Genomic DNA, 24,879 nt, shown 5'->3' on the forward strand with positions numbered 1-24,879 from the left:
GGGAGGCTTGAAAGGTGGAGCAAGCGAATAAAAGAATTTTACTTACCGGTGCTACTGGCTTTGTAGGACAGCAGTTAGTGAAAACGCTTATTGAACAAAACGAATTTTCTTTAAGGATTGCTATCCGGGCTAAAAGCGAATTTCCTAGCGATGGCAAGATCAGCGTTTTCAAGGCAATGGAGCTTTCTGCAACAACAAATTGGCAAGATGCTTTGGCAGGATGCGATGTCGTAATCCACACAGCAGCACGAGCTCATATCATGGAGGATAGAGCAAAAGATCCACTTCGGGAGTTCAGAAAGGTGAATACGGAGGGGACTCTCAATTTAGCAAGGCAAGCGGCTAGTTCAGGGGTAAAACGCTTTATTTTTATTAGTTCAATTAAAGTTAATGGTGAGTCAACTTCTGCTAATCAGCCATTTTCTGCCGATGATCTACCTAATCCAACGGATCCCTACGCTATTTCTAAGTATGAGGCTGAACAGGGATTACAGTTAATCGCTACAAAAACGGGTATGGACGTTGTAATAATTCGCCCACCCCTAGTTTACGGTCCAGGTGTTAAGGGAAATTTCCAACGCATGCTTTCTGGGCTGAAAAAAAAGCGTCCCCTACCTCTGGGAGCAATAAGGAATCAACGAAGTTTTGTATCAGTCGATAATTTAAATAGCCTGATAATAACCTGCATCAATCACCCGCGTGCGACAAACCAGGTTTTTCTTGTAAGCGATGATCAGGATTTATCAACAACAGAATTATTAAAGCAACTTAGCACTGCGCTCAATAGGCCTGTTTATTTGTTGCCGATACCGCAAATTTTTCTACGCTGGGCGGCAATTTCCTTAGGAAAAAAGGCAGTTTTTGACCGCTTATGTGGTTCTTTACAGTTAAATATTGATAAAACCAAAGAAATGCTTGATTGGAAGCCAGTGCAAACAGTTGAAGAGGGATTTTGTAGGATACTAAGCGATTAAAGCCACTTTGCATTATCACCACATAGGGTATATTTCCCTTCTCCCCTCAGGGGAGAAGGTGCTCGGAGGGCGGATGGGGTTGACCTATTACCGAAAACTCTAAAAGAAGTAGTTGACCGCTACCGTTGTCGAGGCAAACTTCGCCCCATGTGGACCTGTGACGGAAAACCAAACCCCGCCAATAATTCCAAGACTCGGTGTAAAGTTGTATTCGACTGCAGGAGCTAAAGAGGCTGAGTCTCCGCCTTTACCACCAACATTTGCAAAAGACCCTCCAGGCGTAAAACCAGGGTTCCCACTAAAATTAGTTGAGGTGCTATGGACGTACAAGGCTTCCATTACAGGAACCCAATGCTGAGTGAGCGTATATTCAATAGCCGCATCGACTGAATAGCTTCGTCCGGGATGTACCTTACCTTCAGTTAATCTGTTACCGCCAAAAGCATTGACGCCATGGACTTTAACATCGCTTGGATAGGACCCGACTAAGCTCAGACGTGTACGTATGTAATGTTCCTTATTAACAGTAAAGAGCTTTTGAAAGTTAAAGCCGAGAAAGGTTTGGTAAGAGCCTGAACCAGTTTGATCCGTGCCCAATTTTTTGGGGTCGAGTCTTTCAAAGCGCCCTGTTGGTATAACCTCTTGCAAAACAATGCGCAAATCCGGCAACCAGCTGCCTTCTTTTTGCCGCAAAGCCTGAAACCCCAAAGCAATACTGTAGTCGCCAATACCATTGCCATGTTTACCTCTATCCCAGCTATAGTCATAGGGCAGGGAGGTTTGTAAGTCCATAAAGCTATTAATACCAGCTGTCAGAATAGGAGTAACCTCAACGTTACGAAAACCTGCGGGATATTCGGTATAAAAACCATAGGGCTCGAAGTTAAAATGGCCGGCAGGAATAGTTTTACCTGCGGGTGCAAGTAAGGGTCCTGTGAACCATGGTGAGGCGAATGCAGTATTAGCAAGGAATAATAAGGAAAGAAGTCTTTTTTGCATGGTATTGTTATTGTTATGGTCAAAAATAGCGAGACTTAATAGTAACGGAATTTCCGGCTAGTTTAAACCCAAAAAACGCAGTTGCTGCCTATCTAGGTTCAACTGCGTTTTTTGTTGATACAGGGTGACGAGAAGGACGCTAATGCTTGAAGGATTAGCAAACTCTGTGGGCTGGAATCCAGTATCCACGTGCCCAATGACCAGCAACCCAAACACAACCAGGAGCAGCATAGGGATGATAATAAGCTGGGCCGGGGGCGATTACGACGCCAACTCTAGGGCCAGGTGCAACCCAACCACCGTGGTAACCCCAGCCAGGGTGATAGTATCCAGGATGACCACCCCAGGCTACCCATGCATAGGATTGGGAAACTGTTGTAGCTAGTAAGCAAACTGCTAAGGCTACTGTGCTTAACAATTTATAGCCCTTATTGCTTATGTTCATGATATTTCTCCTCATAGCGACACAAATTTAATTTTTTTCTGTTATATCGGTTAGACCTAACTTGTATCAAGCATTAAGCGTTCCAGGATTGTATCTTATATCCATTTGACGGGACATTATCTTTTCGACAAAATTTAGCTCTTAAGTAACATCAGTTATGGATAAGAATCATTTAACGAAAAGTACATTGATTTATCGAAGGTTTTAAATGATTCTTATCCATAACTGACTTTAAGTATTCAAGGAGTTTAGATAGTGAAAAAATTATTAGTTTTATTGATGTTAATCAGCATCAGCTTAATGACTGGTTGCTGGAAGGTTAAGTCGGGGGAAAAATCTGGGGTTATTGTCAAAGTAGCCAAGGAAGGGAAATATTGGGGAACCTACGAGGGTGAGCTAATTCGAGGTGGATTGGAGGATGCTAGCGGTGCAACAGGACGTTCCTTTAATTTTACCTTAGGGCAGTTTAAGTCGACGCTAGTCGATCAGGCTCTTTTGGCTATGCAAAATAATAGTCATGTCATTATTTCCTATCATTGCGACCTCTTTGTCCTTCCCTGGCGTGGAGAAACCAAATGTTTTGTCGATAAGATTCAGCTTGTTGAGCCTAGAAATTCAGCTAAGTCAGTAAAACAGAAATAGGGGCGTGGATTGTTTGAAAGGAGGGGGTAGCAAACCCTTCTGCCCAATGGTACTTAGTTAACGTACGTCATCCAGAGCGCAGCGAAGGATCTCCTGAATGTGGCACCGTGCTAATCCCGGAGATCCTTCGCTGCGCTCTGGATGACGTGCCTTAGGGTGACCTATTACCTATTACAGACATTTGTGTGTATACCTATGCCCCAAGGGCACTGCCGTTAGGTTTAGCACTAAACCCTTGTCCACGTCCCGCGACTTGTTCGCGGGATCCAGCGATGTAGCTAGATTCAGGATCCCCCGGAATTCGGAGTAAGAGTGTTGGGCTCTCGGGGTTTATAGAATATGTATCGAATCCCCGCGGCATCTTTACACCTTACCAATGTTCTGCAAAAGGTCGTGCTTCCACTTCAAAAGACCAGGCAGAAGAGGGCTGGTGGCTTAACCAGAAAACAGTATTGGCAACATCCACAGGTTTAACAAAATAACTAGCTGGTTTGTCAGACATCCATTCCCGTGTTTTCGGTAAATCAACTGTGCCATCAATAATGACTAGAGCAACATGGATACCTTGTGGCCATAAGTGTTTAGCCATAGATTCAGCCAGGCTTCGTTGTGCCGCTTTTGCCGGAGCAAAGGCTGCGGTGTTGATCCCCCCGCGACGAGAGGCTGTTGCACCAATAACAATGATGCTGCCTTTTCCCTTCTTTTTCATGCTTGGAATCACAGCCTGACTAACAGCAAGGAGGCCTAGAGTATTAACACGCCAGCTGGTTTCAAAGAGTTCTGAGGTGATTTCTTCAACATTTCCCCAGGATCCAGAACCTGCGTTATAAACAACAACAGAGATATCTCCCAAATCCTTTTGGATTTGCTGAAAGACTTTTTCTACAGACTGAGTATTACTAACGTCACAATCGTAAGGATGACAATTTGCCAGTTCCGTCGCGAGCTGCTGGGTAAAATCTTTCTTACGTGCTAGCAGAGCAACGGTATAGCCTTCTTTGCTGTAACGAGTTGCAAAAGCAGCCCCGTTTCCAGGTCCCACTCCGACAACAACGCAGACTGGTTTAGCCATATGATGCTCCTTGCAAAAATTAACTCACTTCTATATGGGATTGTTCTGTTTGGTTTGCTGTCGATGCTGCGGGTGTTTGACGTTTAGCACTTTCGACACCAGGTTGGTCAAAGGAATTAATATTCCAAAGCACGCTTTGCACATAAACTTTATGCTCATATAAGGCGATTAAAGCGCCTAGGCAGAATGGTGAGCAGGAATTGAGACGAATATGGCTAATTGGCATGCCACCAGGAATGTAGCCATTGGAGTTATCGGTTGGATCTATTCCATTACTCAACACGCGCATTTTTGCGTCGCAGAAGTGACCAATCAGGTCATTGTTATATTCATCATTAGAAATGAAGTCTGCGGCAATTTTGTGTGTCCCTTGGCACAACAGTTGGTAATAACCGTGTTGGGCTTGATTTCCTGCTCCACCCCAGACAAGAGGCCCTGTTGCATAGTTTACTGAGCGCCCAGAATTATCTATGGACTTACCGTTGCTCTCCATATCCAACTGTTGAATATAGGGAACTAATTTCTCAAGCTGTCTGGCATAAACAAGAAGCAATAAGCTGGAAATATGAAGAAAATTAATATTCCATAGGCCAATAAGAGCCATGAGGACTGGCATATTTTCATGTAAATCCTTGCTATAAAAATGCTCATCCATGGAGTTAGCACCAACAAGCAACTGCGTAAATTGCTCGAAACCAATTGCAATGCAAGTAATTAGGTTAATAGCAGAGCAAAGGGAATATCTTCCGCCAACCCAATCCCAAATAGGTAATACATTAGAGAAGCCAAGAGTCTTCGCTTTGCTAACATTTGCTGTAATAGCAATAAAATGCTTATCAAGTTGCTGATTATTGTTAATCCAGGCAATTGCCTTTTGGGCATTAAACAAGGTTTCTCTAGTAGTGAATGATTTGGACGAAATGATAAATAGGGTAGTTTCTGGTTTTAGCTTTGCGACTGTACTTTCAAAAGCTTGTGGGTCTGCATCAGACACAAAATGAAAACCTAAATCGGCTGTAACGTATTTGTCCAAGGCATCAACACAAAAGCGGGGGCCGAAATCAGAGCCGCCGATACCAATATTAACTATATCCTTAATCGGCCGCCCCGACTGACCAAGCCAGAGGCCGTCTCTGATCTTTGTGGAAATTACCCGCATTTGCTCGCGCGTAGTAAAAATATCGGGAATGATATCGTGGCTGTCAACCCAGATTGGCTTATCTTTAAAGGTACGAAGTGCGGTATGCAGGGCAGGTCGATTCTCACTCTGATTGACCTTGTCTCCGTTCATGAGCGAAAAAATCTTTTCTTTGATGTTTCGTTCTTTCGCTAAATCAATTAGCAAATCAAGCGCTGTCTCATCGAGACACTGCTTGGAAAAATTGATGCTGATCCCTTGGGAAGCAAAGGTCATCTTGGTACTTCGCAGAGCTGAATCTTTTTTCAAAAGATTAAAAGATGTTGATCTTAGGGATTCAGAATGCTTTTCGAGTGCCATCCAGGAGCTTAGTTCTGTAAGTTGCTTCATGCTTGTTTATTTGTAATAAAAAATTCTGCCTAAGATAGCAAATAGTTATTATTTAAACAATAATCTTGTCATAGGGGAAAAACGAGAGGCAAAAAATTGAAACCCGCTAACTAGTTCCGAATCCCCGCGGCTTGACCCATACACAGGACTTTAGAGAATCAGCTTAAGATCTCATAGCAACTTAGTCTCGATTTACTGTATAATCCGAAATTTTTTAGTAATCATCACTCAGGGATTAACCAACCGACGGTGGCGGGGAAACAATGCTTTATTTGTATTTTCCATTCATATTTTTATTATCCTGTTTTCTGACCTGGGCATTGCGTTGTTACGCTTTGTCTACCAGCATGCTTGATATTCCCAATCAGCGTAGTTCTCATAAGATACCTGTACCTAGAGGTGGTGGGCTGAGTTTTGTTTTGTGTTTTTTGATATCAGTCATTGTTTTATTATCTGGCGCCTTCATCGAACATTGGCTGGCTATTGCCCTGTTAGGTTCTGGTTTTTTCATAGCCTTTATCGGTTTTATGGATGATCGAAAAGGGGGCATTCCTGCTCGCTGGCGTTTATTAGCTCATTTTGCAGCGGCATGCTTTGCTTTGTATTGCTTAGGTGGTATGCCGGCTATTCCAGTTTTTGGCTGGACACTTGCGGTGGGGGGACTAGCCAATATCTTTGCGCTGTTATATCTAATCTGGTTATTGAATTTATATAACTTCATGGATGGTATCGATGGTCTTGCGGCAGTGGAGGGGGTAAGCGTCTGCTTAGGCGGTGTTCTATTATATTGTCTTACTAATAATATAGATTCAATTTACTTACCAATCAGTTTGGCTGCAACGCTTGCCGGTTTTTTATTCTGGAATTTTCCCCCCGCAAAGATTTTTATGGGAGATGCAGGCTCTGGTTTTCTTGGCTTAGTCATAGGAATCTTGTCAATGCAGGCTGCAACCATAAAACCAAACTTTTTTTGGAGTTGGTTAATACTTTTGGGTGTTTTTATTGTCGATGCTACTGTAACATTGCTGCGCCGTGGAATTCGTGGCGAAGTTCTTTTCGAAGCGCATCGAAGTCATGCTTATCAATATGCCTCGCGTTATTATGGGGAACATCGACATGTTACCTTGGGGGTATTGATTATCAATGTGCTGTGGTTATTCCCCATAGCATTAGCAGTTGGATTTGATTGGATCAATAGTAGCTTAGGTTTGTTGATCGCTTATCTACCGCTATTTGCTCTGGCATTGAAGTTTAATGCTGGAGTAAAGGAATAATTTTGAGTTTTTTCGTCCTAGAAATTCAAAATTTGTGTTTCTTAATATTGTGTTAAGAATGGTTGTGTAAACTAACAATCGAGTAGTAAATTTGATTATAAATAAAACAAAGCGTAGTCACCGAGGGCACCATGGACTGTTCTATGGAATTGGAGGTGACTGTCTTGTAGAAGGGAGAGAGTTGTCATGTTAATTTTGACCAGACGTATCGGTGAAACACTGATCATTGGTGATGATGTAAATATCACTGTTTTAGGGGTAAAAGGAAACCAGGTGCGCCTAGGTATTAATGCACCAAAAGATGTTTCTGTACACCGCGAAGAAATATACCTGCGTATTCAACAAGAAAAAGAAACACCAGATACTGAAGAAGAAGCTGTATAACACCGGATTCATTCCGCAGTCCTCCAGTCCCGAGTCGAACAGGATCGTTCGAAACTCGGGACTACACTCATAGAAAACTTTCCCCTTACTAAACGAATAGATCTAATATCCTTTATCCTTGTGGAAAGTAATAGGTCGCCCCTGTCAGCCTAACATAGCCCGTCATCCTGAGCACCCCAGCCCCTTTTGGGCAAACATCGATAAAGACCTCGTCATCCCGAACATAGTGAGGGATCTCGGGGATTAGCACGTGCTACACATAAGGAGATGTCTCTCTACGTTCGACATGACGTACGTCCTTGCCACATTCAGGAGATCCTTCGCTACGCTCAGGATGACGGAAGGGGAGTGACCTATTCCTGTGTAAATTGTGCATTGGCACTTAAAGATGTGTCACCTGAGGATAAATAGTGCATCGTACCCTGATTGTCGCGAAGGCAGAGCTGCCCCTGTTCGTTGACGCCACAGGCTTGGCCACTGATAGAACCAGTTGGTTGCGAAACGGTAATCTGTTGATCTTGTAGGTAGTCCAAGGTATGCCATTCATCCATAAAGACAGTAAAACCAGAGAGTAAAAATTTGTCCATATAGTGGTTTAAGGACAGAATCAGATTGGCAATTAAGCCATTGCGATCATAATAATTGTTCGTTATTTCATACAAGGAACACCAAGGTTTATCTGCGAGAGGTTGCTCATGGGTTGCTGTATTGACATTCATGCCAATGCCAATAATGACTTGCGCACAACTATTTGTTTCGGCAATTACTTCTATCAAAATCCCACAGAGTTTTTTGTGTTCCCAGATCACATCGTTTGGCCATTTTAAGCGAATGTCCTGGTGAATTTTGCTATCAGCCAAACTAGCCATAATAGCCAAACCAACGACAAGACTAAGACCCGATAAGCGAGATAAACAGCAATTTAATTGCCAACGGCCAGAGAAGTAAATATTTTCACCAAAAGGAGAAACCCATTGGCGCCCGAAACGGCCACGGCCTTGGCTTTGTTTTTCAGCACAACAGATATTGATTGAGACGTCATCGCTTAATTCTTTTAAAAACTGATTGGTAGAGCCTATGTCCGCAAAGAGATGAAAATTGAGTTCCTTATCGAAGAGTCTATTTTTTAAATGCTGGCGAATTAACTGTTCGTCCAGTGGTTTCATAGGTTTTGTGAGTTGGTAGCCTTGTTGTGGAATTCGTTTAATAGCTAAACCCAAATCAGCCAATTGGCTGATGTGTTTCCAAATGGCTGTACGTGATACACAAAGTTTTTCACCAATGGCATTGCCGCTATGACAATGACCATCAGAAAGTAGGTGAAGTAGGGCTAATTGGGTTTTGCTGAATTGTTTCATTAGGGTATCAGGGCAATTTGTTCTGGCGAGGGATTATAGCAAAGAAGGGTAGAGGCAGTAACTTAGTCGCCGTCATTGTGAAGAACCTAGTGACGAAGCAATCCAGGATTTGGAGCCCTGAACCTTGGATTGCTTCACTCTGTTCGCAATGACAGCAGTTCTTATTTACCTAGCTTGAGCGGCGAAGGCCAAGAGCCAGGAATATATAGGTCCAGCCGTCTACGATCATTTCAATGGCAATGAATAGACCAATGACCCATAAACCAGAAATTGGCCATTGCATCAGAATCATGACGCCTAGAATGATGGCAATAATTCCTGCAAAAAATAGCCAGCCCCAGCCTGGAGAACCCTTTAGTTTAATAGCCATTAAAAAGCGCGTAAGGCCGATAATAATCAAAACGCTTGCTAGTACCGCTGTGATTATTGATGAGGCTAAAAAGGGATCGTAGATAACAACACAACCACCGATGATGTATAAAGCAGCAATAAGAGCATGCCAGGCAACACCATCCCAACCTTTAGCCTTAAAGACATCCACAAACTGTGAGCAGCCTGCGATGATGAGCAAGACACCAAGAAAGAGCATGCTGGCGAGAGTTAAACCAACAACCATACCCATACCAATACAACCTAAGATGACAAATAAAATGCCTAAAGCTAAGAGCCAGCCCCAGCTACGCTTTAATGTGTCAACTTCCTGTTCAATCTCAGTTTTTGCGTTTGTCATAAAATATCCTTATTAGTAGATGCAAAGCAGAATTAGCATAGCGCAGGTGGTGGGATAATGAAATTAAATTTATGTGCTAGACCCCGCGGTTGATGGCCATAGGTATCTACACAAGTGTCTGTAATAAGGTCACGTCCTTCCTTGTTTCAACACTACGTCATCCAGAGCGCAGCGAAGGATCTCCGGGATTAGCACCGTGCCACATTCAGGAGATCCTTCGCTGCGCCATAGGTATCTACACAAGTGTCTGTAATAAGGTCACGTCCTTCCTTGTTTCAACACTACGTCATCCAGGGCGCAGCGAAGGATCTCCGGGATTAGCACCGTGCCACATTCAGGAGATCCTTCGCTGCGCTCTGGATGACGTGCCTTAGGGGGACAGAGCTCATCTATTACAGACACTTGTGTAGATATCTATGGGTTGATGCCGCGGGGATCCGGTGGTTAGCGTTATCCCGAAATCGCGCGGCATCTGGCCTAAGATCTCAGCTGCAACCCTAATACCTGGCTATCACTCTGATAGTAATGGATATCTTTTATCTGTGCAGACCGATAGTCGCGCTGCCAGCGTTCTTTGTCCCAATCAAGCCAGTCAATAACAGCAAAGCCTAGCTGTTTTAATCGGACAATACCAGGCCTTTGATATTTCTCTTTATCTTCGGGAAATCTTTCGCTACGTCGAAGGAGGTAGAAGGGGTTATCCGGAACAGTTTCTTGCGCCTTGATATAGAAACTCGGGGAAGAGCCTTCTAAACTAAAATAGTCAGCAACATCAGCTAATAAAAAGTAAGCCTTACCTAAGATTAATTTTAGCTGCTTATCCTTTGTGCCATCGAGCAAGGTGATTATTTGATGCAGCGCCGTATTCATGTTCTCGAAATTAGTTTTATTTGCTGCGAGATGCTTCACTCGGGTTTGATAGTCCGCATCATAGGTTGTCGGCGTAAGTACACGAAAAACCAGATAATCGACCTGTCTCATTAGGCCTTTTGCCAAGGCTTTTTGATTATATTTCTGTTCACGATCATCAGTTGAATTACATTCTCTAAGGAATTTAACTGCTTTGAGGATTTCTTCAATTTGACATTGGTCTATCGAATTTAGCTCAATATCCGCATCAATTAATAACTGAGCATATAAGCGTTTGTGCGCAAAATATTCATTTTCTCTAGTTTCATCATTAGGCTCTAATTCCTTGGCCCTTCGCTTCATCGATGCACTTTTCAAATAATATTCTTTAGCCATTTTCCAATTCTTGGATTGTCTATAGCCGTGTCCTTGCTTATAAAGTCTCTCACTCTCTTCGCTGTAGAAATTAGCAACTTCCGCGATATCCTCATCCAAGAAAGGCGTTCCTTTACTTTTAGCGAATAGGCTATAAGCATCATCATATTTTTGTTGGGATACTAATAAGCTAAAGGCTTGTACAGGGCGTTGCTCCGGAAGATTTGAATGTAAATTATCAACGAACTCGAGGGTTTCACGGTCATTCCGTTGCATTAAATAAGAAGTAGACAATACAGAAGCTAGCCAGGAATCTTTCTTTACCCATTGCTGTAATTGCGTCTCAGAGTATTTTCCGTCTCTGATATATTTTAGTGCTTGTTCCGGATCATCAAGTTGATGGATAAGTGCTATTGCTTTGGCTAATTCTTTTTTCTCTAAGTAATACTCAATGTAAATGGTCTTTTCACGCGAGCTTATTTCTGGATCAAAGGTAAGAGCTTGCTCTAGGGCGCTCTGAGCATTTGCTTGGCTATTGCTGACATAGGACCAACCATAAAAATAACTTCCTTTAGCTGCCTTTGCTCGCTCAAGATAGCAATTTGCAGCAGCAAGGGCATATTTGCTCCCTGGAATAAAGCTATAAGGGGAGGGGAGTTCTATTTCGGACTCAAGCCGTTGAACAGTGAGTTGAATCAGCTGTTCATTCTGTGGATCAAGACTAGGAATCTCTGACCAGAAACCCATGCGAAACAATACAGTACCAAAACGATAGTTCTGTGCAATTCGCGGTAATACATTAGAGGAAATAGTTTCCAAACCCGATTCATTTTCAATACAAAATTCAATCAGCTTATTTTGAAGCTCTTGTGAATTCTCACTGGTTCTAGGTCTGGAAACAAGTTCAAGGAACTCTGCATCGATGCCAAGTTTTTGCAAACGCCCCTGAGGTTGCGTGTAACCTCGTAAATAACCATAAAAAGTAAATTTTCGCAAAGCCAGCTGCGCCTTTTCCGGTTGGCAATGATTGGTAAAACCAAACCAGCCTTTAAAAGATTCAAAGAGATATCTAAAGTAACTTGCGGATTTTACAGTATAACCATCGGAATAAAGATAAGAGGCTTGCGCTAAACGGGCTAATTTCTGGCGATATTGGATGCTATCGTGCTGGTAAAACAGGGTATCAGGATAATAGCCTAGATAGTCACGATAATCAGGGGGAATTCGATCGATTAACCTTCTGTTTGTATGACTCATAACATTAGTTATTTAGTAAAAAACGCAAAGTATATGTTATTTTGCTGAACAGTTAAACAACCATAATTGCAATTTGCACATTAATTAAAAAGCTCTTTAGCCTTGTCAACACGGATATAGCGAATTGTCTGGATCTCAGGATGATGACAGAGTGCTGCATTGCATCCTACCTTAGGCATAAATGATTCTAATAACCAATCGCGGTGGTGGACACTATCATTGACTAGCGCATGCGCTGGTGAATAGAGCGGAACAGTAAAGAGCGCGGTTGGATAGGCTAATCCCAGACCGCTGGCTTTTATAAAGGCTTCCTTTTGCGCCCAAATATGGAAAAAAACCTGTGGCTTTTGCCAGCTTGGGAGGGGTAGAAAGAGCGCCAATTCCTGCGGAGAAAATAAGTTTTTAGCGATTCCATCATAAGGTCGCTCGGAGAAAAACTCCAAATCAATGCCTAGGGGCTGGTTTTGGCCTACTGCAAGCAGGGCTAGCTCACCAGAGTGGCTAAGATTAAATTCCAGAGTTGGTAGATTATCCAGTTTAGGTTTGCCATGATCGTTATAACTAAAGGTCAGTTGTCTTGCTTCTTGCTTTATGTAAAGCCCAAGTATAAGGCGTAGCGAGGCACGGGCAACAGTAAAACGGCGTCGATGTTGATCAAAATAATAGCGATTGGCGCGCGTTAATTCGGTTTCATTGAGAAAGGAGCTGGCCAAAGGAGGTAGTTCATCCAAGGGGAATTCCCAGATATCAATACAATTGTCCTGCAAAGAGCAGTCTTTAGCTGAGATCAATTGGGCATTTAACAGCATAGTTGGGGCTCTCAATGAAGAGGGGACGCTAATTTAACCATAGGAAGGGGAATAATGGGAGCTTCATGCAGGGAATGGTAGCGTCAAAAAGAAGTTGCGGTTATCATAGCGCATTAAAAAAATCGCCAACGAGTATGTAAATGAGTCGACAATTTTTGGATTTTGAGCAACCCATCGAGGAGTTGAATCAAAAAATTCATGCGCTGCGCATGGTGGGCAGTGATAATGAAGTCAATTTAACGGAAGAAATCGCCCGCCTTGAAGCAAAAAGCGAAGAGCTAACAGCCAATATCTTTTCCAATTTGGAACCTTGGCAGGTTGCACAAATGGCAAGGCATCCTCTTCGTCCGCAAACGACTGATTATGTTGAACATATTTTCACCGATTTCCAAGAACTGCATGGTGACCGGCATTATTCTTGTGCACCAGCAATTATTGGTGGCTTGGCACGCTTAAATGGCGAGGCCGTTATGATTCTTGGCCATCAAAAAGGCAAGCGAACCAAGGAAAAAGTTTATCGAAATTTCGGTATGGCTCGCCCGGAAGAATATCGGAAAGCCTTGCGCCTGATGAAAATGGCAGAAAAATTCAAAATCCCCATTTTTACTTTCATTGATACAGCCGGCGCCTATCCTGGAATAGGGGCTGAAGAGCGTAACCAGTCAGAAGCTATTGCAAGAAACTTGCTTGAAATGGCTCAGTTGAGAACACCGATAATCTGCACTGTGACCGGCGAAGCGGGTTCTGGTGGCGCTTTAGCTATTGGTGTCGGCGATAGGGTGATAATGCTGCAATACTCTATCTATTCAGTTATTTCTCCAGAGGGTTGTGCTTCTATTCTTTGGAAAGATTCGGCTAAGGCGAGTGAAGCAGCGCGCGCGATGGGGATTACAGCCGATAAAATTTATGAATCAGGCCTGGTAGACAATCTTATTCAAGAACCCTTAGGTGGGGCGCATCGCAATCTTGTAGATATGACTTCACGTTTGAAAGAGCTTTTGATTGATGAACTACGCATGCTCAAGCGTTTATCAATGGATGAGCTTTTGCAACAACGATACGAGAAATTCATGGCAATGGGGGCCTGTGACTAGTTCTCTGCTTAGTGTTGAATGGCTAAAACAATTAGACCAATACAAGCGAGTGATTGTTGGTTTTAGTGGCGGCCTAGATTCGACAGTCTTGCTTCATAGCCTGGCTAACCAGCCAGGTTTGGCTCAGAAGCTGCTAGCTGTACATATTAATCACGGACTCAGTCCAAATGCTGTCAATTGGCAAAGGCATTGTCAGCTTTTTTGCAAGAATCTAGGGATCGCTTTGCAAGCAAAAGAAGTTGAATTTGCCCGTCATGCCAATATAGAAGACGAAGCGCGAAAGGCCAGATATCAAGTTTTTGCTTCCCTGCTTAGCGATGAGGATTGTTTAATTCTAGGTCACCACCTGAATGATCAGGCGGAAACCTTACTCTTACAACTTTTCCGCGGCACAGGGATTGATGGCCTGGCTGCCATGGCAGAATCTAAAGATTTTGGCCGGGCAAAAATTCTTCGCCCTTTTCTTGAACAACGTCGTCAAAACCTCGAAACCTATGCTAGAGAGTATCAACTTCAATGGATTGAAGATGAATCCAATCAGAATACTGCCTTTAACAGAAACTTTCTCAGACATGAGGTCTTGCCAGTCTTAGATTCGCGCTGGCCTGCGATAGTTAACAATTTGACCCGTACAGCCAGTCATTGCCAACAGGCACAATCTAATTTAGATGATTTGGCAAAACTCGATTGCCCTGAACTTTCACCTGCTTCTAGGATTTTACCTCTTGTTCGATTAAACAGGCTGTCCGAGGCAAGGATTACAAATGTCCTGCGAGCTTGGTTTAAAGCGAATAATTTTAGGCTACCAGGAACACTGACTTTCAATCGCCTTATTAGTGAAGTGATAGAAGCCCGTGATGATGCTCAACCCAAAGTTGCTTGGCAGGGAGGCTGTGTAAGACGTTATCAGCAAGCGCTTTATCTAATGGCAGATGAAGAAAGCCAACCCCTAAGTGCAATGACCTGGCTGCTTTTTCCACAACCCGTGGTTATAGAAGGTTTAGGAACCTTAGTTGCTAATAATGTTGCACAAGGTCTTTTACTCCCAGAGCAAGCTCAAATCGAAATACGGTTTCGCCAAGGGGGTGAATTATTTTATTGGCGCGGACAAAACAAGCATCTTAAGAAATTAATGCAGGATTGGTCTATCCCACCTTGGCAACGCGACCGCATTCCTCTTCTTTTTATTAATGGACAATGCGCTGCTGTGGTTGGCTATGCAATATCTGATCACTTTTATGCCGAAGAGGGTGGGAGCTTGTACTTCACCTTTTCATTTCAACTTACTTCTCAATAAGTCTGAGCCTCGTCATCCTAAACAAAGTGAAGGATCTCCTGAATGTGGCTTTGTACCTGCATTAGGAGATCTCTCACTGTGTGCAAGATGACGTTTTGCCGGATTTATTGAGAAGTCGCCATTTCAACAAAAAGAGTCTTGATAAAAAAACATTTTTTGATTTAACATCTGGGCTAATATCATGTAGATTAATCAAATTATTCGTTGTATCCGAGGGATGTTGTAAGTGGATATTTTTAGGCCAAGAATTAGCAGAGCTATCCTTATTATCTTGACTTCTGTTTGTATGACAGCGTGCAAGGTTGGTCCTAATTTCCGTAAACCAGATGCTCCTCCAGTTAAAGGTTATGAAGAAAAACCTCTCCTTCCTGCTAAAACAGCTAGTTCTCCAACCCCTGGTGGCGACTCTCAACGTTTTCTTAAGGATAAGGATGTACCCTTGCTATGGTGGGAATTATTTCGCTCCCCAGAGCTTAACCAATTAGTTCGCCGAGGCTTAGCCCATAGTCCCACGATTGCTGCTGCAAATGCTGCTCTACGGCAAGCTCAGGAAAATTTGAATGTGCAGATTGGCAATTTGATGCTTCCTGCAGTCGATGCTGTAGGGACTGCGCAAAGACAGCGTTATTCGACTACTGGTATTGGTGGTATTGGCGGAGGCGATCGGGCTTTTACCTTTAATCTTTATAATGCCTCAGTTAATGCCTCCTATACCCTTGACGTTTGGGGCGGAAACAGGCGGCAAATTGAATCCTATGCTGCTCAGGTTGACTACCAACAGTTCCAGGTGATAGCAACCTATTTGACCCTGACTTCAAATATCGTAACAACTGCTGTGGCTGTTGCCTCATACCAGGCGCAAATTGATGTGACAATTCAGCTAATCAATGAACAGCAAAAAGTGTACAACATTTTGAATAAGCAATATCAGCTAGGTGCTATTTCAAACGCGAGTGTCTTAACTCAGCAAACCTTGCTTGAGCAAACGAAGGCGACCTTGCCTCCCTTGCAAAAGAGTTTATCGCAAAACAGACATGCTTTAGCTGCTCTGGTTGGTACTTTCCCAGATGAACCCTTGCCCTTACCTAAGCTCGATAACTTAAAGCTCCCTGTTAACATCCCTGTTAGTTTGCCCTCTATGCTTGTGCGGCAACGTCCTGATGTTCGAGCAGCAGAAGCAACTATGCATGCGGCTTGTGCCCAGATTGGTGTAGCAACTGCCAATTTACTGCCGCAGATTACGCTAAGTGGTTCTTATGGTTATGTCAGTAGTCAGCTGTCAAATTTATTCACTGGACCCAATAACATATGGAGTATTCTGGCGCAGGCGGCACAGCCACTCTTCCATGGTGGCGCTTTGCTGGCTCAACGACGCGCCAACATTGCAGCCTTTCAACAAACAGCGGCGCAATATAAGCAGACTGTGTTACAGGCGTTCGAAAATGTAGCGGATGTCTTACGCGCTTTGGAAACAGATGCACGAGCTTTACGTGCACAGGTCGTTGCGGAAAATTCGGCACGACAAGCGTTGAATCTGACGATTCAACAATACCGTTTGGGCGGGGCGAGTTATATCGCTTTGCTGAATACGCAACAGCAGTATGAGCAGACCCGTATTAACCGAATTCAAGCTCAGGCTACGCGCTTTGCTGATACGGCTGCATTGTTCCAAGCTTTGGGTGGTGGATGGTGGCATAAACCCTGGTGTGTGAATGAGTGTTTATAAGAATGGTTGGATTCTTGATAATGCATTAAGTTATCCGAGTAAATTTTTAAGAGAGAGAGAGAGTTTTCTTGAAAAAACAAATGATTATTATGTTGGTTGCGGTGGGTATATTATTCGGCTCGATCTTTGGCTGGAAATATATTAAGGGGAAAATGATCGAGAAATATATGGCCACAATGCTGTCCCCAGCTGTGACTGTCTCAACTATGAAAGTAGAATCCTCTTTATGGCAGCCCAAGCTGAAAGCAGTCGGAAGTTTACGCGCCCGAGTAGGTGTTAACGTGACTACCGAATTGCCTGGTATGGTGCAGACCATTTATTTTACGCCCGGAGCCCAGGTTGAAAAGGGTCAGGTGCTGGTGCAGTTGAATGCTGGAACAGAAATTGGCCAACTTCATTCCTTACAGGCCCAGGTTGAGCTAGCAAAGATTACCTATAACCGCGATAAAGCTCAGTTTGCTGCACATGCAGTGAGTAAACAGGTTGTTGATAGTGATGAATGGAATCTCAAAAACCTGGAAGCCCAGGTTGAACAGCAAACTGCAACTGTTGAGAAAAAGACGCTACGTGCTGCTTTTGCAGGGCGCTTAGGAATTAACAACATTAACCCTGGCCAGTATCTCAATGTTGGAGACACCGTTACAACCTTGCAGGCCTTGGATCCAATTTATGCCGATTTTTATCTACCACAACAAGCTTTATCTCAGCTGAAATTAGGACAAACTGTTGAAGTAAAGACTGATACTTTTCCAGATAAAGTGTTTAGCGGAAAGGTTACAACTATCCAGCCTGCAGTTGATACAAGCACCCGTAACGTACAGGTGGAAGCAACGCTGCCAAACCCTAAGTTTCTCTTAACGCCTGGTATGTTTGCTAATGTGGAAGTTGATATCGCAATGCCCCAAACCTATTTAACAGTACCGCAATCAGCAATCAGCTTTAACCCCTATGGCGATATTGCCTATATCGTTAAAGACAGTGGCAAAAAGGATAAGGATAATAAACCGATTCTCACTGTGCTCCAGGTTTTTGTGACAGTAGGGGAAACCAGAGGCGACCAGATTGCTATATTAAAGGGCTTGTCCCTGGGTGACACGGTTGTGACCAGCGGTCAGCTGAAACTTAAAAATGGTAGCCGTATTACTGTGAATAATTCACTGCAACCAAGTGATGAAGCTGCACCGAAGATTAAAGAAAGATAATCGAATTTACGCAAATTGTACTAGGTCACTCCCATCACGAATTCCCGCGGCTTGACCGCGGGATCTATGGGCTCAGAGTGAAGAGCTTCTAACCACTGGATCCCGCGGTCAAGCTGCGGGAATTCAATACTGGAGCGGGGCTGACCTATTACCGCAAATTAAGGACCGCAACAAATGCCGTTTACTGATATTTTTATTAAACGTCCAGTACTTGCAACAGTAATCAGTCTGTTGATTTTGGTATTAGGTTTGCGTTCGATTAATTTATTGCCTGTAATGCAATATCCCTTTACTGAAAATGCCATTGTTACAGTAACTACCACTTACACAGGTGCTGATCCTGATGTTATTGCCGGCTTTATTACGACCCCCATGGAAAATTCCATCGCCCAGGCAAATGGTATTGATTATATGACTTCGACCAGTACTCCCAGTACTTCGACAATTACTGTTAACCTGCTGCTCAATTATGATCCGCTAAAAGCCTTGTCAGATATTACAACCAAGGTAAATGCTGTACTTAACCAGTTACCAAAGAATTCACAGCAGCCGGTTATTACCGTGTCTGTAGGGCAAACAATTGACTCAATGTATATAGGCTTTTATAGCGATGAGTTACCGATTAATAAAATTACTGACTATCTGATCCGTGTGGTCCAGCCAAAATTGCAGGCAGTTAACGGGGTGCAGAAAGCAGAAATATTAGGTAACCAAACCTTTGCTCTGCGGGCTTGGCTTGATCCGGCCAAATTAGCAGGTTATGGCATTTCAGCCGCAGAAGTCGGTGCAGCCTTAGCGAATAATGACTTTATTTCGGCAGCAGGGCGTACTGACGGACAAATGTTTATTCAAAATCTCACGGTAAGTACAAATCTGACAAATGTGGAGCAATTTAAGAAAATGATTCTTAAAGCTCAGAACGGTGCAATTATTCGTTTGGAAGACGTTGCTGAAGTAGATATGGGCGCTCAGAACTACAATTCAACAGTAGGCTTTGATGGGCGCAAGGCTGTTTATATCGGTATTATTGTTGCTCCTTCTGCGAATCTTTTGACCGTAATTTCGAATATCAAAAAAATATTTCCCACCATTGAAGCTGAATTACCCCAGGGTTTAAAAGCAAATATCACCTATGATGCTAGTTTATTCGTTGACTCATCAATTCATGAGGTTGTTAGTTCCTTAATGGAAGCCTTTTTGATTGTAACAGGAGTTATCTTTATCTTTTTGGGTTCTATCCGTTCAGTAATCATTCCTCTTGTTGCTATTCCCTTATCGATTATTGGAGCCTTTTTTGTAATGTTGGCCTTAGGCTATTCGATTAACTTATTAACCCTCTTAGCATTGGTATTAGCTATCGGTCTTGTGGTCGATGACGCGATTATTGTAGTGGAAAACATACAACGCCATATTGAGGAGGGCAAAAATAGAGTACAAGCTTCTATACTTGGAACTAGAGAGTTAGCTGGTCCAATTGTGGCGATAACTGTCGTTCTTATCGCTGTTTACGTCCCCATTGGTTTTATGGGCGGATTAACAGGAGCTCTGTTTACCGAATTTGCCTTTTCTCTGGTTGGGGCGGTAACCGTTTCTGCAATTATTGCCTTGACGCTTTCACCTATGATGTGCTCGAAATTTTTAAAAACGGGTGGTGAGGATAAAGGGCGCCTGATGATCAAGGTTGATGGTTTCTTTAAGCGATTGGAAAAGCGCTATGAGCGGGTGCTGGATAGATCGTTGAATTATTTACCTGTCATTGCCGTTTTTGCAGTTATTATTCTGCTATCTAACTATTTCTTGTTCGTTACCTCTGATTCTGAATTGGCTCCTCAGGAAGATCAGGGGATCATCATTGCCCAGGTTACTGCTCCAGCCAATGCGTCTTTGGATCAAACCAAGTTGTATTCAAACAGGGTTCGCGAGATTTTTAATACCTTCCCTGAAACAGACCATGTCTTCCAGGTTGATGGTACTGGTTCCTTAAACAAATCCATCATTGGTATGGTATTAAAACCTTGGGATCAGCGCAAACGCACCTCAAACCAGCTGCAACCTTTGATTCAACAAGAATTGTCTAATATCGCTGGAGCTAAGATCGCCGCCTTCCAATTACCCTCATTACCTGGCGGGGGAAGTGGTTTGCCTATCCAATTTGTTATCACCACAACTGAGAACTTTGATAACCTCAATGAAGTACTTGCAAATATTTTAAAGCGAGTCTATGCAAGCGGCCTCTTTGCTTATATTGACCCGGATCTTAAAATTGATCAGCTACAGACTAAAATTGTTTTAGATAGGGATAAGATTTCACAATTCGGTTTAACTATGCAGGATTTGGGTAATATCTTCGGCTCAGCACTTAGCGAAGGTTATATCAACTACTTCGATTATGCGGGACGCTCCTACCAAGTTATCCCACAAACAAAACGTGATACACGTTTAAATACAGAACAGATCTTGGATTATTACATTAAGACAGCTTCTGGTGCCTCGGTTCCCCTATCGACAATTGCTACCTTGAAAAGAGAAATTGTTCCTGAGTCCTTAAACCATTTCCAGCAGCTTAATTCAGCAACCATTTCAGCGGTTGCCCTGCCTGGGGTATCAATGGCCACTGCCTTGACCACTATGGCAAATATTGCTAAAGAACTACTGCCCTCAGGCTATTATATTGACTATGCAGCACAATCCCGCCAGCTCATTCAGGAAGGATCGAGCTTGATTGTAACTTTCTTCTTCGCCCTAATTATTATTTTCCTGTCCTTAGCCGCTTTGTTTGAAAGTTTCCGTGATCCACTGATCGTACTTATCAGCGTTCCCATGTCCATTTGTGGCGCCATGATCTTTGTGAGTCTCGGTATTGGTGAGGCAACCCTCAATATTTATAGTGAGGTAGGACTGGTAACCCTCATCGGCTTGATTTCTAAGCATGGTATTTTGATTGTTGAATTTGCTAATGAATTGCAGATCAACGGCAGAAAGAAAAGAGACGCTATCCAGCAAGCAGCCGCAATTCGTTTACGGCCGATTTTGATGACAACAGCAGCAATGGTTTTAGGTGTTATCCCCTTGATTATCGCGACCGGCGCAGGTGCTGAGAGCCGTTTCAATATTGGCCTTGTGATTGCTACCGGTATTTCAATTGGTACACTCTTTACCTTATTTGTGGTACCTGCGATGTATATGTTGTTGGCTGAAGATCATACGAAGAAGGATGTGTTTGGGAAGATGGAAGACGAAGAAGTCCTCCCTTAGCATTTGTGCCCTATTCAAAGAAAGGTCGTATTTGGCACATCTTGCAGGCTTCCCTCGTTTCTCCATTCTCCCTGAAGGCGAATCAAGTTTAAGACCCTCATCCGACGCTTCGGGCACCTTCTCCCCTCAGGGGAGAAGGTGCCCGAAGGGGGCATGCATAGGTATCTACACAAGTGTCTTTAATAGGTCACGTCCCTCCTTGTCTCAACACTACGTCATCCAGAGCGCAGCGAAGGATCTCCTGAATGTGGTACCGTGCTAATCCCGGAGATCCTTCGCTGCGCTCTGGATGACATGCGTCTATTACAGTCACTTGTGTAGATACCTATGGGGCGGATGAGGGGTCTTTTATTAACTTAAAGTTAATAATTATTAACTTGCAACTATCTTAATCGATTAATTGTTAACCATTATAATATAATTTTACCAATGGAGAATTATCATGGTTACAAATTTTCGTATTGCTTGGTTGCTTAGTTATATCTCAATTGCCTCGTTTTCAGCCGCATTTCTTACGCCAGCATTGCCGCAAATCCAACTCTACTATGGTTTGCAAGCTGGGCAGGTTGAGTGGGTTGTTTCAGCCTTTTTGTTTGGCTATGTTTTTGGCCAACTACTTTATGGACCACTCGCTAATCGTTGGGGACGTGTATTTTCTCTGCGTACTGGTTTAATCATTAATCTTTTTGGTGTTTCTTTATGCCTGCTTAGCCTAGCCTGCAATTCATTTGCCTTAGTTCTTATCGGACGACTGATCTCTGCACTCGGAACGGCCGCAGGGTTGGCTTGTACCTTTATGCTTATTAATGAATGGTTAGCTGAGTCGCAACGAAAAACAGCAATGGCCTATACCATTTTGTCCTTTACTTTCGGAATTGGCCTGGCTGTAACACTCGGTGGGATTATTAGTGAATATGGAAGCTGGACCTATTGTTTTATGTTTTTGCTAATTCATGGCTTGGTTATGCTGCTCGGGACCGTTGCCTTTCCTGAGACCTTAGTCGAATCTCAGGCGATTAATTTCCTGACAATTTTTACAGGTTATACACGTGCCCTGACTTCGCAAAACTTGGTTCTATTCTCTTTAGTGGTGGGTTTCTGCTCGATCATTGGCTATTGTTTTTCGGCAGCAGGGCCTCAGATTGCACATCAGATCCTGCATCTATCGTCTGCCGAATACGGATATTGGAACTTGCTTAATATGCTGGGCATGCTTGCAGGAGGAATCTTTGCGAAGAAACTATTGAATCGATTGCAAGCAAAACAGGTAATCGCTATTGGTTTTGCTGGTTGTATTCTGGGAATTCTAAGCCTGGGGTTAATGGATTTACAGCACTCGTCGTCTGCTGTCTGGTTTTTCCTAAGCACCCTGAGTTTGTATTTATTCAGCGGCTTATTGTTCGCCGGGGGCTCATTGATTGCATCCAATGCTCTTGCTGATAAAGCAAGCTGTTCGGCAATGATGAGTTTTATAAACATGTCAACCGCCACAGTTGCTGTCGTGCTTATGGGCTATTTGGGAGCTAATGCACTCCAAGCTTTTATAGAGATTCTTGCAGGAATGTGGTTGTTGATTGTGACATTTTTAGTGCTCGATAAAATCAATATAGTGTCTATGACTTTGCCTATTCATCAAAAAAAGTAATAATAATTTTTATGAAATATGAGTTAATATAGCGCGTGCTTTTTAGGGGGACCCAAAGTGGTCCCCCTTTTAATTATCCTGAATTCAGGCGGCTCGAATGTATCATCTGCTACTGCTAGACCCCGCGGGGATTCGACAGTTATAGATAGATACGATTCTAATGGCCCCGAATTCCCGTGGCTTGACCACGGGATCTATGTTTCTTGCACCGTCGCCGAACCCACGGTCAAACCGAGAATTTGGTAAAGGGGAAGCGCTGCTCTTAATTAATAAAAGGAATAATGATGATTAATGGTTTTATGAGAAAGCAACTTGCTGTAGTTTTGATGTTGCAGAGTATTGCTTTTGCAACGGCAGTATTTGCAGCTAATACCGAGCAAGTCACTTATGCCTATGTTCCTAATAATGGATCTAACACCTTAAGTATGTATGCTATTGATAATTTAACAGGTCAGTTGATTCCTCTTAATCCCGCAAGTATTCCAACCAGTTACAACCCAGGGCCTCTTGTTCTCAATCCTTCGGACAGCTTTGGTTACTCTAATAATCAGGCTAATAGCATTGATATGTTTTCTATCGATAAGTCAACGGGAGTTTTAAGTCCACTGCCCAATAGCCCTGTTAGTGCACCCAATAACGGTATTCTGTTAATTGATCCTACGGGAACAAATCTCTATGTTGGAAACTATTCAGAGAATAGTGTTATTTCTATGTATAGCATTGATCAGATAACAGGCAGCCTAAGAGCGCTTTCCCCGGCTACTGTTGATGCCGGTGTTAATGCTCAGGTGCCTATTTTAGATCCCTCAGGTCAATTTGCTTATATCCCAAGCTCTAGCGACAACAGTATTTATATGTATAAGCGGGATACAAAAACAGGTGCTTTAACTGCCTTATCGCCAGCGAGTGTTAGCACTGGTGAATATCCTTTTCAAATGATCTTTGATCCTACCGGTAATTATGCCTATGTAACCAATTATAATGGTAGCTCTGTTTCTATGTATCAAATGGATGCTGAAACGGGCGTCTTAACCCCATTAGAAACCAGCGAAATTTCGACTGGCGCACAAACTCCAAGCTTTATTACGCTGGATCCCTCTGGACGCTATGTTTATGTTGCAAATTCCTGGAAGCCCTTTTCGATAGCGATGTATAAGATTAATCAGGAAAATGGCGAGTTAGTTGCCTTAAATCCTGCAACGGTCGAGACAGGATATATGCCTATGGCAATTAGTTTTGACACCACAGGTCAATTTGCCTATTCAGCGAATAGGGGGCCGAATGGCTCTAATGGTAGCATTTCCATGTTTAAAATTAGTTCAAATGGCGTGCTAGTGCCGCTTTCTCCAGCCTCAGTTGATGCTGGCGGGGGGCCTCAAGCCGCAATCGCTTTTGAACCTTCAGGACAATATGCCTATCTGGCCAATTTCGACTCTGACTCTATTTCAATGTATGCAAAAGGCGAGGATGGCGTGTTAACGCCTTTGTCGCCAGCAACTGTTGCTGCTGAGGTAAACCCTTATTCGGTAACACTTTCAAATTGTGGAAGTGCAAGGAATTGCCCAAAGGAGTGAGATATTCCTAAATCCCGCGGTCAAGCCGCGGGATTTCGATACTGGAGCGGGGCTGGCCTATTACCTCTCGCTATAATTTGTCAAAGGAAACCTTAATTACGCTGCGCTCTGAGGAATCCTGGCATTTTTTAAACAGAAGGCATGTGTCATATAAGTCAAAGTAACTGATTAATGTTCATATAGGTAGCTAAATGATACTTTGACTAAAAAAATGTCAGGATCGCTCAGCTCAGTGCTGCGCTGTATCAAGGCTACACTTGTGTAGATATCTATGGGGCGATGCTATTAATTGATGCCACAAAATGAAGGTTGTTCTTTGAAAGGATCGGCTCCATAGAAAACCGAATTTTCCTCTTGCATAAAAACCCAATCAGCTCAGAGTAAACAATA

General features: G+C 43.1%; 19 protein-coding genes. 11 read left to right on the forward strand and 8 right to left on the reverse strand.

Features of this window, described 5'->3' with window-relative positions; all coding sequences use genetic code 11:
* Window positions 1-14 precede the first annotated feature (14 nt).
* Window positions 15-974, forward strand: a complete 960-nt coding sequence (locus BN1094_RS15185; protein ID WP_044011999.1) for a UDP-glucose 4-epimerase family protein — start codon at window positions 15-17, stop codon at window positions 972-974.
* A gap of 99 nt (window positions 975-1,073) precedes the next feature.
* Here the strand turns inward: BN1094_RS15185 and BN1094_RS15190 are convergent, their stop codons facing one another.
* Complete coding sequence (locus BN1094_RS15190; RefSeq protein WP_044012000.1) at window positions 1,074-1,973, reverse strand: transporter; 900 nt, start codon at window positions 1,971-1,973, stop codon at window positions 1,074-1,076.
* A 154-nt stretch (window positions 1,974-2,127) separates the two neighbouring features.
* Complete coding sequence (locus BN1094_RS15195) at window positions 2,128-2,418, reverse strand: hypothetical protein (protein WP_044012002.1); 291 nt, start codon at window positions 2,416-2,418, stop codon at window positions 2,128-2,130.
* A 255-nt stretch (window positions 2,419-2,673) separates the two neighbouring features.
* On the opposite strand from BN1094_RS15195, the gene BN1094_RS15200 reads away from it, so the two are divergent.
* Window positions 2,674-3,060: a hypothetical protein gene (locus tag BN1094_RS15200; RefSeq protein ID WP_044012003.1), complete on the forward strand. Its 387-nt coding sequence runs from the start codon at window positions 2,674-2,676 to the stop codon at window positions 3,058-3,060.
* Window positions 3,061-3,430: 370 nt separating this feature from the next.
* On the opposite strand, the gene BN1094_RS15205 is transcribed toward BN1094_RS15200, so the two are convergent.
* Window positions 3,431-4,132, reverse strand: a complete 702-nt coding sequence (locus tag BN1094_RS15205; RefSeq protein WP_044012004.1) for an SDR family NAD(P)-dependent oxidoreductase — start codon at window positions 4,130-4,132, stop codon at window positions 3,431-3,433.
* Window positions 4,133-4,151: 19 nt separating this feature from the next.
* Entirely contained in the window at window positions 4,152-5,660 is a 1,509-nt protein-coding gene (pgi, locus tag BN1094_RS15210) for a glucose-6-phosphate isomerase (protein ID WP_044012005.1), read from the reverse strand.
* A 263-nt stretch (window positions 5,661-5,923) separates the two neighbouring features.
* Here pgi and BN1094_RS15215 point away from each other — a divergent pair, with 263 nt between their 5' ends.
* The gene (locus BN1094_RS15215) at window positions 5,924-6,934 is read left to right on the forward strand and encodes an MraY family glycosyltransferase (protein ID WP_044012006.1); all 1,011 of its coding nucleotides are present in this window, start codon (window positions 5,924-5,926) and stop codon (window positions 6,932-6,934) included.
* A gap of 186 nt (window positions 6,935-7,120) precedes the next feature.
* Window positions 7,121-7,318 (forward strand): carbon storage regulator CsrA, encoded by a 198-nt coding sequence (gene csrA / locus BN1094_RS15220; RefSeq protein WP_044012007.1) that lies wholly within the window; start codon window positions 7,121-7,123, stop codon window positions 7,316-7,318.
* 353 nt (window positions 7,319-7,671) lie between these two features.
* Here the strand turns inward: csrA and BN1094_RS15225 are convergent, their stop codons facing one another.
* The 4 genes from BN1094_RS15225 to BN1094_RS15240 all read right to left on the reverse strand — a co-directional run bounded on the left by BN1094_RS15225 (window position 7,672) and on the right by BN1094_RS15240 (window position 12,696).
* Window positions 7,672-8,676 (reverse strand): biotin--[acetyl-CoA-carboxylase] ligase, encoded by a 1,005-nt coding sequence (locus BN1094_RS15225; RefSeq protein WP_044012008.1) that lies wholly within the window; start codon window positions 8,674-8,676, stop codon window positions 7,672-7,674.
* Window positions 8,677-8,845: 169 nt separating this feature from the next.
* Window positions 8,846-9,406: an HdeD family acid-resistance protein gene (locus BN1094_RS15230; protein ID WP_044012009.1), complete on the reverse strand. Its 561-nt coding sequence runs from the start codon at window positions 9,404-9,406 to the stop codon at window positions 8,846-8,848.
* Between the two features lie 477 nt (window positions 9,407-9,883).
* The gene (locus tag BN1094_RS15235) at window positions 9,884-11,887 is read right to left on the reverse strand and encodes a hypothetical protein (RefSeq protein WP_044012010.1); all 2,004 of its coding nucleotides are present in this window, start codon (window positions 11,885-11,887) and stop codon (window positions 9,884-9,886) included.
* Between the two features lie 80 nt (window positions 11,888-11,967).
* Window positions 11,968-12,696: a 4'-phosphopantetheinyl transferase family protein gene (locus BN1094_RS15240; RefSeq protein WP_044012011.1), complete on the reverse strand. Its 729-nt coding sequence runs from the start codon at window positions 12,694-12,696 to the stop codon at window positions 11,968-11,970.
* A 140-nt stretch (window positions 12,697-12,836) separates the two neighbouring features.
* On the opposite strand from BN1094_RS15240, the gene BN1094_RS15245 reads away from it, so the two are divergent.
* The 7 genes from BN1094_RS15245 (at window position 12,837) to BN1094_RS15275 (ending at window position 24,489) form a co-directional block, all read left to right on the forward strand.
* Entirely contained in the window at window positions 12,837-13,790 is a 954-nt protein-coding gene (locus tag BN1094_RS15245; RefSeq protein WP_044012012.1) for an acetyl-CoA carboxylase carboxyltransferase subunit alpha, read from the forward strand.
* Window positions 13,783-15,087 (forward strand): tRNA lysidine(34) synthetase TilS, encoded by a 1,305-nt coding sequence (gene tilS, locus BN1094_RS15250; protein WP_176695318.1) that lies wholly within the window; start codon window positions 13,783-13,785, stop codon window positions 15,085-15,087. The genes BN1094_RS15245 and tilS overlap by 8 nt, the downstream gene beginning before the upstream one ends.
* 226 nt (window positions 15,088-15,313) lie before the next feature.
* Window positions 15,314-16,813 carry an efflux transporter outer membrane subunit gene (locus tag BN1094_RS15255; RefSeq protein ID WP_245614371.1) on the forward strand — a complete coding sequence of 500 codons (1,500 nt, stop codon included), beginning with the start codon at window positions 15,314-15,316 and terminating at the stop codon, window positions 16,811-16,813.
* Window positions 16,814-16,881: 68 nt separating this feature from the next.
* The gene (locus BN1094_RS15260; RefSeq protein WP_342666487.1) at window positions 16,882-18,015 is read left to right on the forward strand and encodes an efflux RND transporter periplasmic adaptor subunit; all 1,134 of its coding nucleotides are present in this window, start codon (window positions 16,882-16,884) and stop codon (window positions 18,013-18,015) included.
* 174 nt (window positions 18,016-18,189) lie between these two features.
* Window positions 18,190-21,270 (forward strand): efflux RND transporter permease subunit, encoded by a 3,081-nt coding sequence (locus BN1094_RS15265; protein ID WP_044012015.1) that lies wholly within the window; start codon window positions 18,190-18,192, stop codon window positions 21,268-21,270.
* Between the two features lie 442 nt (window positions 21,271-21,712).
* Window positions 21,713-22,915, forward strand: coding sequence for an MFS transporter (locus BN1094_RS15270; RefSeq protein ID WP_044012016.1), 1,203 nt, complete (start codon window positions 21,713-21,715; stop codon window positions 22,913-22,915).
* A gap of 284 nt (window positions 22,916-23,199) precedes the next feature.
* Entirely contained in the window at window positions 23,200-24,489 is a 1,290-nt protein-coding gene (locus BN1094_RS15275) for a lactonase family protein (protein ID WP_044012017.1), read from the forward strand.
* Window positions 24,490-24,879: the final 390 nt, after the last annotated feature.

Source organism: Legionella massiliensis, from assembly GCF_000756815.1.
Classification (GTDB): domain Bacteria; phylum Pseudomonadota; class Gammaproteobacteria; order Legionellales; family Legionellaceae; genus Tatlockia; species Tatlockia massiliensis.

What these genes read in the sequence shown, in the direction of transcription:
- BN1094_RS15240 (WP_044012011.1), bottom strand. Translation starts at nt 12,696, where the DNA reads ATGCTGTTAAATGCCCAATTGATCTCAGCTAAAGACTGCTCTTTGCAG.
- BN1094_RS15190 (WP_044012000.1), bottom strand. Translation starts at nt 1,973, where the DNA reads ATGCAAAAAAGACTTCTTTCCTTATTATTCCTTGCTAATACTGCATTC.
- BN1094_RS15230 (WP_044012009.1), bottom strand. Translation starts at nt 9,406, where the DNA reads ATGACAAACGCAAAAACTGAGATTGAACAGGAAGTTGACACATTAAAG.
- BN1094_RS15195 (WP_044012002.1), bottom strand. Translation starts at nt 2,418, where the DNA reads ATGAACATAAGCAATAAGGGCTATAAATTGTTAAGCACAGTAGCCTTA.
- BN1094_RS15265 (WP_044012015.1), top strand. Translation starts at nt 18,190, where the DNA reads ATGCCGTTTACTGATATTTTTATTAAACGTCCAGTACTTGCAACAGTA.
- BN1094_RS15225 (WP_044012008.1), bottom strand. Translation starts at nt 8,676, where the DNA reads ATGAAACAATTCAGCAAAACCCAATTAGCCCTACTTCACCTACTTTCT.
- BN1094_RS15235 (WP_044012010.1), bottom strand. Translation starts at nt 11,887, where the DNA reads ATGAGTCATACAAACAGAAGGTTAATCGATCGAATTCCCCCTGATTAT.
- csrA (WP_044012007.1), top strand. Translation starts at nt 7,121, where the DNA reads ATGTTAATTTTGACCAGACGTATCGGTGAAACACTGATCATTGGTGAT.
- BN1094_RS15205 (WP_044012004.1), bottom strand. Translation starts at nt 4,132, where the DNA reads ATGGCTAAACCAGTCTGCGTTGTTGTCGGAGTGGGACCTGGAAACGGG.
- BN1094_RS15275 (WP_044012017.1), top strand. Translation starts at nt 23,200, where the DNA reads ATGATTAATGGTTTTATGAGAAAGCAACTTGCTGTAGTTTTGATGTTG.
- BN1094_RS15270 (WP_044012016.1), top strand. Translation starts at nt 21,713, where the DNA reads ATGGTTACAAATTTTCGTATTGCTTGGTTGCTTAGTTATATCTCAATT.
- pgi (WP_044012005.1), bottom strand. Translation starts at nt 5,660, where the DNA reads ATGAAGCAACTTACAGAACTAAGCTCCTGGATGGCACTCGAAAAGCAT.
- BN1094_RS15245 (WP_044012012.1), top strand. Translation starts at nt 12,837, where the DNA reads ATGAGTCGACAATTTTTGGATTTTGAGCAACCCATCGAGGAGTTGAAT.
- BN1094_RS15215 (WP_044012006.1), top strand. Translation starts at nt 5,924, where the DNA reads ATGCTTTATTTGTATTTTCCATTCATATTTTTATTATCCTGTTTTCTG.